This is a genomic window from Kitasatospora sp. NPDC087271 (genome assembly GCF_044744605.1).
In the GTDB taxonomy this organism is placed as follows: Bacteria; Actinomycetota; Actinomycetes; order Streptomycetales; family Streptomycetaceae; genus Kitasatospora.
In genome coordinates, this window is record NZ_JBIUYQ010000041.1 from 1 (window position 1) to 14,458 (window position 14,458).

Sequence of the window (14,458 nt, forward strand, 5' to 3'; positions counted from 1 at the left end):
CGATGGTACTGCAGGGGGGACCCTGTGGGAGAGTAGGACGCCGCCGAACAATCATTCACAGAGAACCCCCATCCGGGAAACCGGATGGGGGTTCTTTGCATTTGTGGAGATGTGGCCTGGTGGCCGGCTCCTCTCCCAATGGGCAGCGACACGGCGGCGGGGCGCGCGGTGGGTGGGGCGCAGGGCGGGCAGGGCCTGCCATGTCGAATGTGTGTTCGTGTGGGTGCGTCGGAATGGGGGGATGGGGGAAGAACAGGGGGAGAGGTCGCCTCTCGGATGCCGTGGAGGACCGATGCGCCGGAACGGACGGGTGGCGGATGCCCTGCTCGCGTCGCTGAGCCGGGACTGGGCGGGAGTGCCGGTCGCGGTGCTGGTGGTGGGTGTGGGGGTCGGGCTGGTCGGGGGCGGTGCGGGATGGCTGGTGGCGCTCGGGTGCTTAGTGGTGACTGTGGGTGTGGTGCTGGCGGTCGGCGCGGTGCGGCATCTGGTGCTGGTCGGCCGGGGCGCGGGGGCGGGCGGGGCGCCGGGGCGGCTGGTGGGGGTGGGCGGACGCCGGATGCACGTCCTCGCCGAGGGGGTTGCCGGGGATGGGCCGACGGTGGTCTGGATGCCGGGCGGGCACGCGCCGGGCGAGGAGTTCGGGCAGTTGCACGCGATGATGGCGGCCCGGACCCGCTCGGTGCTGGTCGACCGGTTCGGCTCGGGCTGGAGTGACGTCGGGCCCTTCCCGAGGACGACGGCGGCCGAGGCGGAGGAGCTGGTGGCCGCGCTGGAGGCGGCGGGGGAGCGGGCCCCGTACGTGTTCGTCGGCCATTCCTTCGGCGGGCTGCTGGTCGCGAATGCCGCCAGGCGGCGGCCGGACGTGGTGGCCGGACTCGTGCTGTTGGATCCGACGCCCCTGGAGGTCATCGCCTTCGCGCCGCCCAATCGGCTGGTCGCGGGCATGCGCCGGGAGTTCCTGCTGACGGCGGTGCGGCACCTGTTCGGTGTTCACCGGGGCCGGGGCCGGGACAGTCGGACCGGCCAGTACTGCGCCGCCGCGTCGATCTTCGCGGAGCTCTCGCCCGTCGGCCTGGCGGAGGTGGGCTGGGAGACCGTGGTCTACGACGGGGACCTCGGCGACCTGCCGCTGGTGCTGGTCATACCCCGCGACCTCACGGGAGGGGAGACGGTGCTGGCCGCCGCTGGGGACGCCGCCGAGACCGAGCGGATGGCCCGCTTCTACCTCGGGGCCCGAACCCGCTACCTGGCGGCGTCGACCGCGTCCCGGGTGGTGCACACGCCGACGGGAACCGGCCATGACTTCCCGACCGAGGAGCCCGGGTTCGTGGTCGGGGTGGTCTCGGATCTGGTGAGCGAACTGCGCACCCTCAGCCCATGACCGTGCGGGCGGAGCCGGTCCGGGCCGGGCGGCGGCGGGAGAACGCGCCCAGGTCCACGACGTTGCCGGTGTGCTCGCAGCGGTAGCGGACCGGGTCGCCGTCATGGTCGTGGCCGGCCTCGACCAGGTCGATCAGGGACGCGAGGTAGCGGCCCACCAGCGGTGCGTTCTTGAACTGGTTGCCGCTCGTGCCCATGGCGACGTAGTAGCCGTCGAGGGCGGTGCGGTCGTAGATCGGGGTCCAGTCGTCGGCGACGTCGTACACGCCCGCGACGCCGACGGGCCGGCTGGGGACCGTGATCCCGGGGAAGCGGCGGGCCGCGCGGGTCACCTGGGTCCGGAAGCGGTGGGCGGTGGGGCGCGGGTCGGCTTCGTCCGGGTCGTCGATCCACTCCGGTGGGTCGCAGGCCGGCTGGGTGCCGCCGATGAGCAGGCGGCCCCCGGCAACCGGGCGCAGGTAGGTGCCGAGGTCGAGGTCGGCGACGACCGGAACCGGCCCGGGGCGGGCGCTGGGGCCGCTGGTGAGGCGGGTGGTGGAGCTGTCGGGCGCGGCGATCTGGTGGACCTCCTCGCGCAGGGGGCGTACACCGATGGTGAAGTCGCTGCCGACACCCGCCAGCCGGTTGAGGCCTCCCGACCACGGGCCGGCGGCGTTGACCACGACCGGCGCGGCGATCCGGGCCCCGTCGGCCAGATGGAGGCCTGCCACGCGGTCCGCGTGCCGGTCGACGGCCACCACGGTGCGGTGGAACAGGAAGCGCGCACCCAGCTTCCCCGCCGCGTCGGCGAGGTTCTGGGCCGCGAGCTGCGGGTCGTCGACGAACCCGGCGTCCGGGGTGAACAGGGCACCGAGCTCACCGGCCGGGCCGTCGAAGAAGGCGTCGTCGTCCACGGGCTTCGGCGGCCAGTACCGCCCGGCGTCGATCCCGGGCAGGCGCCCGCGCAGGGTCGCGGTGTCCCACCGTTCGTACGGGACGCCGGCCAGGTCGAACAGGGCCGCGGTGTCGGCGGGTTCGGGGAAGGGCGCGTCGAGCAGCACGGCGCCGGTGCGGTGGAAGGCCGCGAGCGGGCGGCGGTCGGTGGTGAGCCCGAGGTGCTCGGGCCAGGACGCCCACAGGTGGAGGGACTCCCAGGCCGTGGCGACGCCGTCGAAGGTGGAGTAGTTGAACCGGACGATCGCGCTGGACGCGCCGGTCGATCCGTGGCCGGCCGCGCCGGCCTTGTCCACCACGACCACCTGCCGTCCGGTGCGGGCGAGTTCGAGGGCGACGGCGGTGCCGATCACCCCGGCCCCGACCACCACCGCGTCGGGTCGGTCGACGGTCATCGGGACCTCCGGGAGGGCGGTGGGCCGGACAGGCGGGGGACGGCGGCGAGGAGCTCGCGCGTGTAGGGGTGCTGCGGGTCGCGCAGGAGGGCGTCGGTGGGGCCCGTTTCGACGATCCGGCCGCGCTGCATCACCGCCACCGTATCGGAGACGTAGCAGACCGCGGGCAGGTTGTGGCCGATGAACAGCATGGACAGGCCGAGCCGTTGCCGGAGTTCGCGGATCGTGTTGAGGACGGACGCCTGTACCGAGACGTCGAGTGCCGAGGTGATCTCGTCGGCGATCAGGAGTCCGGGTCCGACGGCCAGGGCGCGGGCGACGGCGACCCGTTGGCGCTGGCCGCCGGACAGCTGCCGGGGCAGGCGGCCGGCGAGCCGGGGGTCCAGTCCGACGAGGTCGAGCAGCGCGGCGACGCGCTCGGTACGGGCGTGCCGGTCGAGCCACTGGAAGACGGTGGCGGCCTCGACGAGGGTCTGGCGGACGGTCATCCGGGGGTCGAGCGCGGTGTCCGGGTCCTGGAGGACGATCTGGACCAGGCGGCCGAGCCGGCGCCGGGCACGGACGGTACGGACCCGGACGTCCTGACCGTCGACGAGGACCCGGCCCCCGTGCACGGGGGCGAGTCCGACGATCGCGCGGGCCAGGGTCGACTTCCCCGAGCCGGACTCGCCGACGAGCCCGAGCGTGGTGCCGGCCGGGACCTCCAGTGAGACGCGGTCCACGGCGGTGACGGGGCCGCGCGGGCCGTGGTGGCGGACGGTGAGGTCGCAGAGCCGCAGGCTGGTCATGACGGGTCCGCCTCCACCTGATGTTCCGTAGGTTCCGTCGCCCGGTCCGTCTCTGCCGGCGCCGGAGGGGGGTACCAGCAGGCGACCCGCTGGAGCGCGTCGACGTCGTCCAGCTGCGGAGTCTCCCGGGCGCAGCGGTCCTGCCGGTACGGGCAGCGGGGCTCGAACGGGCAGCCCGGGGTGAGGGCGATCGGGTCGGGCGGCGCGCCCGCCACGGTGGGCAGCGGCCGGTCGCGGTCCGCGGTGAGGTCCGGCACCGAGGCGACCAGGGCCCGGGTGTAGGGGTGCCGGGCGGCGGTGGCGAGCCGGTCGGCGGGGAGGGTCTCGACGACGGAGCCCGCGTACATCACCAGGACGCGTTCGCAGAATCCGCTCACGAGCGCGATGTCGTGGCTGATGAACAGGACGGCGGCGGAGGTGTCCCGCCGCAGGTCGGAGAGCAGTTCGGTGATCTGCCGCTGCACGGTGGTGTCGAGGGCGGTCGTCGGTTCGTCGGCGATGATCAGGCCGGGCCGCATCATCAGGCCGGCGGCGATCATCACGCGCTGGCGCTGGCCGCCGGAGAGCTGGTGGGGGCGTGACCGCAGCAGGGCGGGGGACAGGGCCACCCGTTGCAGGGCGTCCGCGGCATCGCGCAGGGCCTGGGTGCGGCTCGTGCCGAGATGGGTGCGGGGCGCCTCGGTGAGCTGGGTGGCGATCCGGAGCGACGGGTTGAGTGCCGTGGCCGGGTTCTGGAAGACCATCGCCAGGCCGGTCGCGAGGTGCTGGTCGCGCTGCTTCGGCGTCATGGCGTCCAGGTCGGCGCCGAGCAGCCGAAGGGTGCGGTGGGATACCCGGGCGCGCTCGGGGAGCAGGTCGGCGATCGCGAGCGCGGTGAGCGACTTGCCGGAGCCGGACTCGCCGACGAGTCCGACGATCTCGCCCGGCCGCAGGGAGAGGCTCACGCCGCGGACCGGCCGGATCACGCCTTCCGGGGTGGGGAGTTCGACGCTCAGCTCCTCGACCTGGAGGACGAGGCCGTCCTCGTCGGGCCCGCTCGGCCCGCTCGGTGCACTCGGCCCGCTCGGCCCGCTCGGTGCACTCGGCTCACTCGGCTCACTCGGCGCGATCCGCCGCCGGGGCGTACGGTCCGCACGGTCCGCCGGGCTGCGCCGGGCGGCGCCTCCGGCCAGGACCTCGCCGAGCAGTTGGAACGTCACCGCCGCGTAGAGGATGGCCAGGCCGGGGGCGAGGGCGGGCAGCGGCTGTGCGTAGATCCGGTCGAGCCCCTGGTTGAGCAGTTGCCCCCAGTCGTAGCCGGGCGGTTGGACGCCCAGGCCGAGGAAGCTCAGCCCGGAGAGCGCGACCAGGGAGGTGCCCGCCGCCGTGGTCGCGCTCAGCAGCAGCGGTTCGGCGATGTTGGGCAGGACGTGCCGCCACAGCAGCCGGTGCCGGCGCAGGCCGAGGACCCGGGCGGAGGCCAGGTGGTCGGTGCCCGCGACGGCGGCGGCGAGGGTCTGGGCGAGCCGGGCGAAGCCGGGTACACCGGCGACGGCGAGGGCGAGCATCGCCCCGGCCGCGCCCGCGCCGAACACGACCGCGAGGAAGAGCGCGACCAGGAGCGCGGGGAAGGCGAGCAGGAGGTTGATCAGTGCCGCGAGCAGGCGGTGGGCGCGGGGGCCGACGACGGCGGTGGACGCGCCGAGGAGGATGCCCGTGCTCGCGCCGATCGCGGTCGCGGCCAGCGCGAGCAGCAGGGAGGGCCGGGTGGCGGTCAGGACCCGGGCGAGCAGGTCCCGTCCGAGGTTGTCGGTGCCGAAGGGGTGGGCAGTGGAGGGGCCTTGGAGCACCGCCGAGGGGTCGGGCAGGTCGGCCGCCGCGCCCCAGACGAGCGGGCCCGCCAGCGCGAGCACGATCAGAGAGGCCAGCATGGCGGTGGCGGCCCAGGCCATGGGCGAGCGGAGGTACCTGGTGGGAAGGGGCATCGGCACCTCAGCTCTCCCGGATCGTCGAGCGCGGGTCGAGCAGCGCCAGCAGCACGTCGACCAGGAGGGCGGCGAGCAGGACGGTCGTGCCGAGGATCAGGACCATCGCCTGGATCACCGGGTAGTCCTGCGAGCTCACGGACTGCGCCAGGGCCGAACCGATGCCGGGCCAGGCGAAGACCTTCTCCACCAGCACGGTGCCGGCGATCAGGGCGGGCAGCAGGCCTCCGGCGACGGTGAGCGCGGCGGTGGCCATGTTCGGCGCCGCGTGCCGCAGGTAGCGGCGTGCCGGGGACAGCCGCTTCCCCCGGGCGGTGCGCAGGTAGTCCTCGGACAGCACCTTCAGCGCCTCCACCCGGACGATGCGCACCAGGACGGCGGTGGGCGCCACGGAGAGCGCGAGGACCGGCAGGACGAAGGACCCGGCGCCCGCCGTGCCGGCCACCGGCAGCAGTTGGAGGCCGACGGCCAGCAGCGCGGTGAGCCCGGTGGCCAGGACGAAGTCGGGGATCCCGGCCAGGCCGGCGGTGAGCGTGGTGAACGCCAGTTCGCTGCGCGGGTGCCGGCCGTCCCGGGTGCGGACGGCGGCGAGCAGGCCGCCGGGCAGGGCGACGGCGAGGGTGACGAGGAAGGCCAGGCCGGCGATCTCCAGGGTGGCCGGCAGCCGGGTGCGGACGAGTTCCGCGACCGGTGTCGAGGTGACCAGCGAGGTGCCGAGGTCGCCGTGCACGAGGCCGTCGACATAGTGCCGGTACTGGGCCAGGAAGGGTTCGTCGAGCCCGAGTTGGTGCCGGCGTGCGGCCACCAGGGCGGGGGAGGCGTCGACGCCGAGCGCCGCGCGGACCGGGTCTCCGGGCACCAGGCGGATCATCGCGAACGACGCGGTGAGCACGACCCCGAGCGAGAGGAGCAGCCGGGCGGTGCGCCGGCCGAGGAACGCCGTCCACGGGTGCCGCAGGAGGCGGGGCATGAGGTGCCGCGGCAGACGCGGCAGAGGCGGCAGAGGCGGCGAACGGCGGGGTACGGTCACGCGGGTTCCCCCGGTCATCGGTGCAGGCGGATGCTGGTGGGGACGAGCTGGCCGCCGAAGGTGGTGGCGAAGGTGGTGCTGCGCCCGTACACGGTGCTCCGGCCGTCGGCGATCGGCAGGGCGTCGGCCGATCGGAAGAGGGCGGCGGCGGCCCGGTTCCAGGTGGCGCAGCCTTCGGTGTCCGGTTCCCGGAGGGCCTGGGCGACCAGGGCGTCGTATTCGGGGTTGGCCACGCCCGCGAAGTTGAGGCCCTGGGCGGGGGGCGGGCCGGAGAAGAAGGGGATGAAGCCGACGGGCAGGGCGAAGCCGGGGGAGGTGCCGACCACGACGTCGAAGTCGCCGGTCTGGTACATGGCGTTGACGAGCGCGGGCAGGCTCTCGGTGACCAGCTTGACGTCCGCGCCCAGCACCGTCCAGGTCCGGGCCATCAGCTCGGCGACGGGTGCCAGCGTGGGGCCGAGGTCGGGGCTGGTGATCAGGCGCAGCCGGAGCGGCTTGCCGTCCTTGGTCAGCCGGCCGTCCGGGCCACGGGTCCAGCCGGCGACGCGCAGTGCCTCGGTGGCGTCCTGCGCGGGCAGGTTGGCGGTGGCGAGGTCGGCGTGGCAGACGGCGCCCTCGGCGTCGAAGTCGGTGGCGGGCGTGCCGGTGCCGCCGACGGCGACGTTGGCGAGGCCCTGGCGGTCGAGCGCGGACACCAGGGCCCGGCGCAGGGCCGGTTCGGCCAGCGGCCGGCCGGGGCGCTGGTTGAAGAAGGTCATCCCGACGACGGTCGCCACGTCGGTGGTGGACAGGCCGTGGCCGGTGAGCCGGGTGCGGTCCGGCCCGTTCACGTCCGCGATGTCGACGCCCCCGGTGAGCAGCAGGTTCGCGGTGGTGGAGGCCTGGGGCACCACCGAGATGACGAGGCGGGCCGGCAGGCCGGGCTCCGCGGTGGTCGCGCCGGCCGGGCCCCAGGTGTAGCCCTCGCGGACGGTGAACTCGTACGGCCCGCCCGGGGTGTAGTGGGTCAGCACGTACGGTCCGGTGCCCCGGGTGGAGCGGTCCAGCGTCCGGGGCCGGTCGAGGCCGGCGGGGCAGACGATCGGCAGCAGGCCGAGGGTGCGGGTGAGGAACGGGAAGGGGGTGGTGGTGGTCGCCGTCACGGTGCCGGTCGCGTCGTCGGCGCTCGCGGTGTACGGGACGCTGGGCAGGACGGTCTGGGCGCCGGCGAGCTGGTTGGCCGGGTCTCCGGCGTAGGTCAGCGCGCGGGCGACGGCCGTGGCGGTGAGGGGGGTGCCGTCGGAGCAGGTGATCCCCGGGCGGAGGGTGAAGACGGCCGTGGTGGTGGTGGCCTCCCAGGAGGAGGCCAGGCCGGAGACCAGGGTGGCGTCGGCGGAGACGTTGACCAGCGAGTCGTAGGCGTAGCGGGCCTGGGCGGCGCCGAAGGCCGTGTACGGGTCGAAGCTCGGCGTCTCGCTGGACGCGGCGATCCGGACGGTCCCGTGTTCGACGAGCGGGGTGCTCGTCGAGGGACGGGCCGCGCCCCCGCAGCCGGCCACCGTGACGGTCAGTGCGGCGGCCAGGACGGTGGTGGCGGCCGTCCGGACGGGCGGCGGGGTACGACGGGGCATGGCCGTCATGGTGCCATCGAGTTCTGCCACTGGCGAGTCAACTCGCTTGCCCGGTAAGAGTGTTCGAATGTGGCACGGTGGTCGGGGTCAGGCGTGCCGGAGGCAGAGGGTGCCCCACTGGAAGCCCGCGCCGATCCCGGACAGGACGTAGGTGTCACCCGGTTGCAGGCCACCCGCGGCGACGGTGGAGTGGAGCGCGGTGAACAGGCCGGCCGATCCGGTGTTGCCGAGCCGGTCGACGGTGACGGGGACGCGGTCCTGAGGGACGCCCATGGCCTTCACGGTTTCGGTGAGGAGGTTCAGGTTGGCCTGGTGCAGGAAGAAGTGCCGGATCTCGTCGAGCGGCACGCCGGCCTGCCGGGCGGCGCTGGTGATGCTCTCGGGCAGGCGGGTGGTGGCGGTGTTCCAGACGGAGCGGCCGTCCATGCGCAGGTAGTGGGCGCCGGCGGCCAGGGTGGATGCGCTGGTGGGCAGCCGGGAGCCGCCGGCCGGGACCTGGACGTCGTAGGAGAGCTGGGAGCCCAGGTCGTAGGAGAGCAGGCCCGCGCCCGCGGTCTCGGAGCGGGTGAGCACGACGGCGGCCGCGGCGTCGCCGAAGAAGACGCCGGTGGTGCGGTCCGTGGGGTCGGTGATCCTGGAGGCGCAGTCGGCGGCGAGGACCAGGATGGTGGTGATGGAAGGGTTCTGGAGGAGGTGGGCGGCGATCAGCACGGCCTGGACGCCGGAGGCGCAGGCCGCCTGGGTGACGTCCAGGGACAGGGCCCGGTGGGCGCCCAGGGCGTCCTTGACGATCAGCGCGGTGGAGGGCAGGGGCTGGTCCCAGGTGTAGGTGGCGACGATCACCGCGTCCAACTGGGCGGGGGCGGTGCCCGCCGCGTCCAGGGCCTGGTGCGCGGCGTCGACGCACATGTCGGAGGTGGCCAGGTCCGGGGCCAGGCGGCGGCGTTCACGGATGCCGGTGCGGCTGGTGATCCATGCGTCGCTGGTGTCGAGGGAGCGGGTCAGCTGCTCGTTGGTGACGACGGTCGGGGGCAGGTGTACCCCGGTCCCCGCGACGGCGAACGGGGCGGGTAACCCCGCGCCGGTGTGGTGGTGCAGGGGCTTGTCCTGGGTGACGGTCATGCGACGGTGCTCCGCTCGGGCGCGATCAGGACCTCCGGGGCGGTGTGGCGGCGGCCGGAGGCGCAGGGGTCGCCGAGCACGCTACGTCGGGCGGTCCGGGGGGTGAGGGCGCCGCGATCCCGGGAACCGGCTGTGGCGCACGCACAGCCGACCCTCCCGGCGCGCCGACCGGGGACAAGTAAGCTCATCAGAACGTCCGTGCGCACGGTGACATCCCGGGGCTCCGGTTGATGCGGTCGCCTTCCGTGCGGGTCGGGGGCGAAACCCGCCGCCTCATCCGTTCGGGGGATACCGAGGCCGCTGTTTCGGGCGACCGGGCAGGGCGGCAGGCCCGGCACCGCCACACTGGCCGCATGAGCGCGAGGACGAACGAGCCGGGCCGGGCGACGAGCCATCTGGCGGACCGCTACTGGGAGTTCCTGCTGGAGCGCGATCCACTGCTGAGAGTCCGCCAGGGGCTCCCGGTCGAGACGCTCCCCGGAGCGTCGCCCGCCGAGGCCGAGGAGCGGGCACGGTTCGCCGAGGAGGTGCTGGCCCGGGTGCGGACGCTCGACGGCGCGGAGCTGTCCGGTACCGATGCCGACACCGTCGGATTCCTCGCGGGCTTGGCCGAGCAGGAGGTGCGCACCCACCGCTGCTACTGGCTGATGCCCGCGGCCACGCCGTACCGGCTGTTCCCGCTGTCGCAGTACGTCGACGTGGTCCTGCGGGGCCACCGGTTCGGCGAACCAGCGGACGCCGAACGGTACTTGGTGCTGGTGCGCGAGCTGGCCCGGGTGGTCGGCTCGATCGGTGACAAGGCGGCGGGGCAGGCCGCGCGCGGCTTCCGGGTGCCCGCTCCGGCCCTGTCCGGGGTGCGCGCCACCCTCGCGGGCCTGCGGGCGTCGGTGGCGGAGCGCGTGGAGGTGGACGAGGCCCGGCTCGGTGAGTTGGGGCCGGCCGAGCGCGGACGGGTCCGGAGCGGCGTGCGGCGGCTGGTGGAAGCCGAGTTGCTGCCGGCCTTCGACGGCCTGCTCGCCGTCCTCGACGACCCGGGCTACCTGCGCGAGGCGCCGCGGGCCGTCGGCTGGGCCCGGTACGAAGGCGGTGAGGAGGCGTACCGGGAGTTCGTCCGGATCCACAGCGGGGGCGACACGCCGCCCGAGCGGCTCCACGAGCTCGGCCGGGAGCAGTGCCGGGAGCTCGCCGAGCGGATGCGGGAGGCCCGAGCCGCCCTCGGATTCCACGGCCCGGAGGGGGAGTTCCACGAGCGGCTGCGCACCGAGCCCCGGCTCTACGCGCGGACTCCCGAGGAGGTCGAGGCCCGCTACCGCGGCTACCTCGACCGGCTCGCCCCGCTGCTGCCGCGCTGGTTCGCGGTGCTGCCGGCCGCGCCGTACGGACTGGCGCGGCTGGATCCGGCGCTGGAGGCGGGGATGACCTTCGGGTACTACGAGCTGCCCACTCCGGCCGCCCCGATCGGGCGCTACCGCTACAACGGTTCCGGTCTGGAAGGGCGCTCGCTGATCGGCGCGGCCTCCCTGATCCACCACGAGCTGGCCCCCGGGCACCACTTCCACCTCGCCCGGCAGGCCGAGAACCGCGTGCTGCCGCAACTGCGTCGTGAGGTGGCCGAGTTCGGCGCCTTCAACGAGGGCTGGGCCGAGTACGCGGCGGGCCTCGGCTGGGAGATGGGCCTCTACGACGACCCCTGGGACGCCTACGGGCGCCTTGCGCAGGAGCGATTCACCGCGCAGCGCCTCGTCGTGGACACCGGGCTCAACCTTGGGACGATGAGCCTGGAGCAGGCCCGGGACTTCATGCGCGCCAACTCCACCGAGGCGGACGGCCAGATCGCCTCGGACCTGCTGCGGTACTCGACGGACCTGCCCGGGCAGGCGCTGTCCTACCGTGCGGGCTACCTGGAGTTCGTTCGGTTGCGGGCCCGGGCGGAGGCCGAGAAGGGGGCCGGTTTCGAGGTGCGGACCTTCCACGAGGCCGTGCTGGGTGGTGGCGGGCTGCCGTTCCCCGTGTTGCGCCGACGGGTGGAACGAGGGGCCCAGGACGGGACCTGATAGTTAAATAGGATAATTGGCTTATTTGGTGAGTATGCATATGTTAACCCGTGGAGGCGGATTGGATTTAAAGCACTCGCACGGGTGAATTCGGCCAAGGACGTTTGCTCTCGGTGGACCTGGCTCGACTACGGTGACCAGGGAGCGGGCGGTGGACCCCAGAGGAATTTTCGGCCCAGCAGGGAATCCGGCACGGGAACGAGGAATTTCGGACATGGGTGCTTCCGTCCGCCCTGTTGTGTGTGCTCCGGAGTTCGCAGTGCCCCCGGGGTCCCCTGTCATCCGTCTGCGTGGAGAGGTTGGAGCATCATGCCGCCCGTAGTACCGCCCTTCCTGATCGGCCTCATCGTCGCGCCGCTGGCCAAGCGGCTCCTCAAGCCGCTGGTCCGTGGCGTCGTCAAGACGTCCGTCGGCATCGCCATGGAGGTGAAGAAGGCGGCCCATGAGGCCGGAGAGGGAATCCACGACCTCGCGGCCGAGGTGGCCGCCGACATGGTGGCCGCGCAGATCACCTCCGACGAGTACCACCGGGCCGCCGAGGGCCCCGTCCCGCACAAGGAGAAGACCGAGCCCGTCCACCGGGTCGAGCACGAGTCGAGGGCCCCGAAGATCCGCGCGACCGCGACCGTCGGCGCCGGCAAGACTCCCTGACGCTCCGCCCCGCGGACCGATCAGTCGCTCGGGCGCATGTTTCGACCGGTCTCGGAAGATGTGCCCGAGCAGCTACCGCCGCCCTGTCGGCCGTATCGCTTTCCCCTTCAGACTTTCCATTTGCCGCGGTGCTCCGTCATGCCCAATGACGGTCCATCCGTGACCTCCGCAAACAGGTGATCGTACACATGCCATCTCTGCTGGCCGCAGCAGCCGGGAACCTTCCCGTGGATTCGGACGTGCGCCCGCGCTCGGTCATCCCGGGGCGCCAGCGCTGGGACGTCAAGCCGGTCCTCGGACGGCCCCGGACGGCCGAGATCCTCGCCGCCGCCCTGCGGCGCGTCCCCGGGATCACCGAGGCGCAGGCGAGTCCGGTCACCGGTGGGGTGCTCGTCCGGCACGACGCGCGGGTGCGCGCCGCGGACGTCGGCCGGATCGTCCGCAGGGCCGTCGCCCTGGTCGTGCAGGGGCCGACCGGGACGGTGAGTCCGGCGTCGGCGCGGCCCGCCGCACCGGCCCCGCGCCCGGACCGCGGCCTCGTCGTGCGACCGGTCCTCGCCGTCGGCGGCGGGGTGGCGGCCGGCGTCGCGCTGATCCGGGGGTCGGCGCTGAGCAGGCAACTGGTGGCACTCGGCGGGGTCGCGACCGCGACCGTGGCCGTCCTTCGGAAGGCCTGGCGCGGAACGGCCGACACGGCCGGCCAGCCGGCCGGGACCGGAACCGAACGCCACCCCCTGCTGGAGGTCGTCGGACCGCACCGGAGCCGGCTCTTCCGCGCCTCCGCGCTCTCGGTCGCCTGCCAGGTCGCGGAGATGGCGCTCGCCACCTTCCTCGGCTGGACCGCGCTGGTCCTCATCAAGGGCGAGGCCGCGCCGTTGGTCCGCATCGGTCTGACCACCGCGTCCGCCCAACTCTGGGGCCTGGCAGGGCTGGTGGCCGTCGCTTGTGCCGCCGTCGCGGGCCTCTCCTACTCCTCGAACCTCCAGTGGCGCCGACTCGGCCAGGACATCGAGCACGACTGGCGGAGCCGCACGTACGACCACGTCCAGCACCTCGAACTGCGGCACCTGGAAGGCGAACGGACCACCCGGATCGCCGGCGTGCTCACCGACGACGTCCGCCAGCTGGGCGCCTTCTTCACCACCTCGGCCAACGACGTGCTCCAGCTGGGCACCAGCCTGGCCATCCTGGTGCCGGTGTTCCTCCTGCTGGCACCGCAGATCGCCTGGATCGCGTTCCTGCCCATCCCGGTCATCGCCTGGCTGTCGCTCCGTTACCAGGAGAAGGTCACGGCCGACTACGCCGTCTCCGGTGAGGACCGGGCCAGGCTGCACAGCCAGCTGGTCAACAGCCTGGAGGCCGGCGCCACCGTCAAGAGCTTCTGCACCGAGGACTACGAGGCCGAGCGCATCGACCGGCTGAGCGCGGCGGCCCAGGAGAGCAACGAGCGGACCGACCGGAGCACGATCCGCCACGTCGAGACCGTCCGGGTCTGCACGACCAGCTCGATGGCCGGCACCCTGCTGATCGGCGGCCGGTCGGTGCTCGACGGCAGCCTGCCGTTCGAGGTGTTCAGCCCGCTGATCGGGCTGCCCCAGATGGTGCTGCTGCGGATGAACCGACTCGGCGGCATCGTCGACCAGTACCAGCGCACGCTCGCCGCCTACGACCGGGTCCACCACCTGCGGGCCCTGCCCGTCGAGGCCGAGGGCACCGGCGGACCGCTCGACACCGGGAAGGTGCGGGGCGAGATCGTCCTCGACGACGTGACCTTCGCCTACCCCGGCCGCCCGCCGGTGCTGGAGGACCTCTCGCTGACCATTCCCGCAGGCCAGGTCACCGCCCTCGTCGGCGCCACCGGCTCCGGCAAGACGACCGTCGCCAAGCTGCTGATGCGCTTCCAGGACGCGGAGTCCGGCGCCGTGCTGCTCGACGGGCGCGACGTGCGCGACCTGCCGCGCCGGGACCTGCGGGACGCGGTCGGGTTCGTCGCCCAGGACCCGTTCCTCTTCGACGGCAGCATCGCCGACAACATCCGCTACGGCAGCTTCGGCGCCTCGGACGAGGCCGTGGTCGAGGCGGCCATGATGGCCGAGGCGCACGCCTTCGTCGCGACGCTGCCGGACGGCTACGACACCCTGATCGGCGAACGCGGCGCCGCGCTCTCGGGCGGCCAGCGGCAGCGGATCGCCCTGGCGCGGGCGATCCTCAAGGACGCGCCGGTCGTGATCCTCGACGAGGCCACCTCCGCCGTGGACAACGAGACCGAGGCCGCCATCCAGCGCACGCTCCGGAGGTTCGCCGCCGAGCGGACCATGGTCGTGATCGCCCACCGGCTCTCCACCGTCCGCCACGCCGACCGGATCTACGTCATGGACAAGGGCGGCGTCGTGGCCGAACAGGGCACCCACGACGAACTCCTCGCCCAGCACGGACTCTACGCATCCCTCTGGCAGCTCCAGGCCGGCGAACTCGCCGCCTGACCGCAGCAGCCGCGCCACCCGAGCACCCACCGCGTGACGTCACCGCGA

The 14,458-nt window shown here is 73.7% G+C and carries 10 protein-coding genes; 4 read left to right on the forward strand and 6 right to left on the reverse strand.

Annotated elements, in window-relative coordinates; translation table 11 throughout:
• The first annotated feature begins 292 nt into the window (after window positions 1-292).
• Window positions 293-1,381 carry an alpha/beta fold hydrolase gene (locus tag ACIO9K_RS36365; RefSeq protein ID WP_400336149.1) on the forward strand — a complete coding sequence of 363 codons (1,089 nt, stop codon included), beginning with the start codon at window positions 293-295 and terminating at the stop codon, window positions 1,379-1,381.
• On the opposite strand, the gene ACIO9K_RS36370 is transcribed toward ACIO9K_RS36365, so the two are convergent.
• The 6 genes from ACIO9K_RS36370 to ACIO9K_RS36395 all read right to left on the reverse strand — a co-directional run bounded on the left by ACIO9K_RS36370 (window position 1,371) and on the right by ACIO9K_RS36395 (window position 9,222).
• A complete protein-coding gene (locus ACIO9K_RS36370) occupies window positions 1,371-2,708 on the reverse strand; it encodes an NAD(P)/FAD-dependent oxidoreductase (RefSeq protein ID WP_400336151.1) in 1,338 nt (445 codons plus the stop codon). The genes ACIO9K_RS36365 and ACIO9K_RS36370 overlap by 11 nt on opposite strands.
• On the reverse strand, window positions 2,705-3,496 hold the full coding sequence (locus ACIO9K_RS36375; RefSeq protein WP_363625564.1) for an ATP-binding cassette domain-containing protein: 792 nt from the start codon (window positions 3,494-3,496) through the stop codon (window positions 2,705-2,707). The genes ACIO9K_RS36370 and ACIO9K_RS36375 overlap by 4 nt, the downstream gene beginning before the upstream one ends.
• Complete coding sequence (locus tag ACIO9K_RS36380) at window positions 3,493-5,460, reverse strand: dipeptide/oligopeptide/nickel ABC transporter permease/ATP-binding protein (protein ID WP_400336154.1); 1,968 nt, start codon at window positions 5,458-5,460, stop codon at window positions 3,493-3,495. The genes ACIO9K_RS36375 and ACIO9K_RS36380 overlap by 4 nt, the downstream gene beginning before the upstream one ends.
• Window positions 5,461-5,467: 7 nt before the next feature.
• Window positions 5,468-6,430 (reverse strand): ABC transporter permease, encoded by a 963-nt coding sequence (locus tag ACIO9K_RS36385; protein WP_400336156.1) that lies wholly within the window; start codon window positions 6,428-6,430, stop codon window positions 5,468-5,470.
• Between the two features lie 74 nt (window positions 6,431-6,504).
• On the reverse strand, window positions 6,505-8,100 hold the full coding sequence (locus tag ACIO9K_RS36390; protein WP_400336158.1) for an ABC transporter substrate-binding protein: 1,596 nt from the start codon (window positions 8,098-8,100) through the stop codon (window positions 6,505-6,507).
• An 87-nt stretch (window positions 8,101-8,187) separates the two neighbouring features.
• Window positions 8,188-9,222 carry a 3-oxoacyl-ACP synthase III family protein gene (locus ACIO9K_RS36395; RefSeq protein WP_400336160.1) on the reverse strand — a complete coding sequence of 345 codons (1,035 nt, stop codon included), beginning with the start codon at window positions 9,220-9,222 and terminating at the stop codon, window positions 8,188-8,190.
• Window positions 9,223-9,575: 353 nt separating this feature from the next.
• Here ACIO9K_RS36395 and ACIO9K_RS36400 point away from each other — a divergent pair, with 353 nt between their 5' ends.
• The 3 genes from ACIO9K_RS36400 to ACIO9K_RS36410 all read left to right on the forward strand — a co-directional run bounded on the left by ACIO9K_RS36400 (window position 9,576) and on the right by ACIO9K_RS36410 (window position 14,410).
• A complete protein-coding gene (locus ACIO9K_RS36400) occupies window positions 9,576-11,276 on the forward strand; it encodes a DUF885 domain-containing protein (protein WP_400336162.1) in 1,701 nt (566 codons plus the stop codon).
• A 309-nt stretch (window positions 11,277-11,585) separates the two neighbouring features.
• Window positions 11,586-11,927 (forward strand): DUF5132 domain-containing protein, encoded by a 342-nt coding sequence (locus tag ACIO9K_RS36405; protein WP_400336164.1) that lies wholly within the window; start codon window positions 11,586-11,588, stop codon window positions 11,925-11,927.
• A gap of 188 nt (window positions 11,928-12,115) precedes the next feature.
• Complete coding sequence (locus ACIO9K_RS36410; protein WP_400336166.1) at window positions 12,116-14,410, forward strand: ATP-binding cassette domain-containing protein; 2,295 nt, start codon at window positions 12,116-12,118, stop codon at window positions 14,408-14,410.
• Window positions 14,411-14,458: the final 48 nt, after the last annotated feature.